This is a genomic window from Mycobacterium sp. (assembly GCF_032162605.1).
Classification (GTDB): domain Bacteria; phylum Actinomycetota; class Actinomycetes; order Mycobacteriales; family Mycobacteriaceae; genus Mycobacterium.
The window spans coordinates 1-2,524 of record NZ_JAVROT010000596.1 but is presented as its reverse complement, the minus strand read 5'-3'; the positions used below and the strand labels follow the sequence as shown (position 1 = coordinate 2,524).

At 67.3% G+C, this 2,524-nt stretch carries 2 protein-coding genes; one reads left to right on the top strand and one right to left on the bottom strand.

The window, feature by feature from the left end; translation table 11 throughout:
• On the bottom strand, window positions 1-131 hold a 131-nt coding region (locus QOI01_RS33870), incomplete at its 3' end, for a mycothiol-dependent nitroreductase Rv2466c family protein (RefSeq protein WP_526388246.1).
• A gap of 97 nt (window positions 132-228) precedes the next feature.
• Between QOI01_RS33870 and pepN the strand changes: the two genes are divergently transcribed.
• Window positions 229-2,524, top strand: a 2,296-nt coding sequence (gene pepN / locus QOI01_RS33865) for an aminopeptidase N (RefSeq protein ID WP_526388244.1), incomplete at its 3' end; no start/stop codon positions are given.

Genomic DNA, 2,524 nt, shown 5'->3' with positions numbered 1-2,524 from the left:
GCGAGGCTCATGACGTGGAAGTTCACGTCGATGTCGCGGACCTTCTCGACCTCGAGAATCCAGCGTGACGTGATCCAGCACCACGGGCACAGCGGGTCGAACCAGAAACCGGCGACATCCTTCTTGGCCATCATCAAATCCTCTCGGCAGGCAAGCGGGCAGAGCTCCGTTCAGCACAACTATGCACGCCTCGGCTGTGTTCCCGGTCTGCGTCTAGGCTTGGCCGACGTGGCACTTCCCAACCTCACTCGCGCCCAGGCGGCCGAGCGCGCGGCGCTCGTCACCATCGACAACTACCGGATCGTCCTGGACCTCACCGACGGCAGCGTTGCGCCCGGCGAACACACCTTCCGGTCGACGACGACCGTGACGTTCGACGCGCTGGCCGGCTCGGACACCGTCATCGACGTCGCCGCCGACTCCGTTCGTAGCGCCACGCTCAACGGCGTCGACATCGACGTCTCGGGCTACGACGAGTCCACCGGCGTGCCCCTGGTCGGACTGGCCGAGCACAACGTCGTCGTCGTGGACGCCGACTGCCGGTACTCCAATACCGGCGAGGGCCTGCACCGCTTCACCGACCCGGTCGACGACGAGGTCTACCTGTACTCGCAGTTCGAGACCGCCGACGCGAAGCGGATGTTCGCGTGCTTCGACCAACCCGACCTGAAGGCCACCTTCGACGTCGCGGTCACCGCGCCCACGCACTGGCAGGTCATCTCCAACGGCGCCACCGTCAGCGTCGAGGATGGGGTGCACACGTTCGCGACCACGCCGCGGATGAGCACCTACCTGGCGGCCCTCATCGCGGGCCCCTACGCGCGATGGGACGACGTCTACTCCGACGAGCACGGTGACATCCCGCTGGGGATCTTCTGCCGCTCCTCTCTGAGTGAGTACATGGACGCCGAACGGCTCTTCACCGAGACGAAGCAGGGCTTCGGCTTCTACCACCAGAACTTCGGCGTGCCATACGCATTCGGCAAGTACGACCAGTTGTTCGTCCCCGAGTTCAACGCTGGCGCCATGGAGAACGCCGGCGCCGTGACCTTCCTGGAGGACTACGTCTTCAGGAGCAAGGTGACGCGCTACAGCTACGAGCGGCGCGCCGAGACCGTGCTGCACGAGATGGCGCACATGTGGTTCGGCGACCTGGTGACCATGCAGTGGTGGGACGATCTGTGGCTCAACGAGTCCTTCGCGACGTTCGCCTCGGTGTTGTGCCAAAGTGAGGCAACGGAATACAAGCACGCGTGGACGACGTTCGCCAACGTCGAGAAGTCGTGGGCGTACCGGCAGGACCAGTTGCCGTCTACGCATCCCGTGGCCGCCGACATTCCCGATCTGCACGCCGTCGAGGTGAACTTCGACGGCATCACCTACGCCAAGGGCGCGAGCGTGCTCAAGCAACTCGTCGCCTATGTGGGACTCGAGGCGTTCCTCGCCGGCCTGCGCGACTACTTCCGTGATCATGCGTTCGCCAACGCCACGTTCGGCGATCTTCTTGGCGCGCTGGAGAAGTCGTCGGGGCGCGATCTCTCGCACTGGGGCCGCCAGTGGCTGAAGACCACCGGACTTAACACGCTGCGGGCCGACTTCGACGTCGACGGTGACGGCAACTTCACCCGGTTCGCGATCGATCAGAGTGGCGCCGCTCCGGGCGCGGGCGAGACGCGCGTGCACCGGCTGGCCGTTGGCATCTACGACGACGACGGCAGCGGCAAGCTGGTCCGCATCCAGCGCGAGGAACTCGACGTCGACGGAGCGAGCACCGACGTGCCTGCGCTGCGGGGCGTCCCGCGCGGGAAGCTTGTCCTGGTCAACGACGACGACCTGACGTACTGCTCGCTGCGGCTCGATCCGGAGTCACTGCAGACGGTGCTGACCCGCGTCGCCGACATCGCCGAGTCGCTGCCCCGCACCCTGGCGTGGTCGGCGGCATGGGAGATGACCCGCGAAGCCGAGCTGAAGGCCCGGGACTTCGTCGAGCTGGTCAAGAACGGCGTGCACGCCGAGACGGAAGTCGGTGTGGCCCAACGCCTGTTGCTGCAGGCGCAGACCGCGCTCAACGGCTACGCCGACCCGGACTGGGCATGCTCGCAGGGATGGCCGGCATTCGCCGACCGGCTCCTGGAGCTCGCCCGCGACGCCGAGCCCGGCTCCGATCACCAGCTCGCCTACGTCAACGCGCTGTCCACGTCGGCGCTGTCGTTGCGTCACACGGCGGTGCTGGCGGCGCTGCTGGACACTGATCCGGCCGAGCTGGGACTTGCGGGCCTCAGCATCGACACCGACCTGCGGTGGCGCCTGGTCGTCGCACTCGCGGCTGGCGGCGACGTCGACCAGGAGAGCACCGCGACGCCGTTCATCGACGCCGAGGCACAGCGCGATCCCACGGCGGCGGGACGGCGCAACGCGGCGGCGGCTTCGGCCGCTCGACCCCAGGCCGCGGTGAAGCAAGCCGCGTGGCAGCAGGTGGTCGAGGACGACACCCTCGCCAACGTCACCACCCGCGCCATCGTCG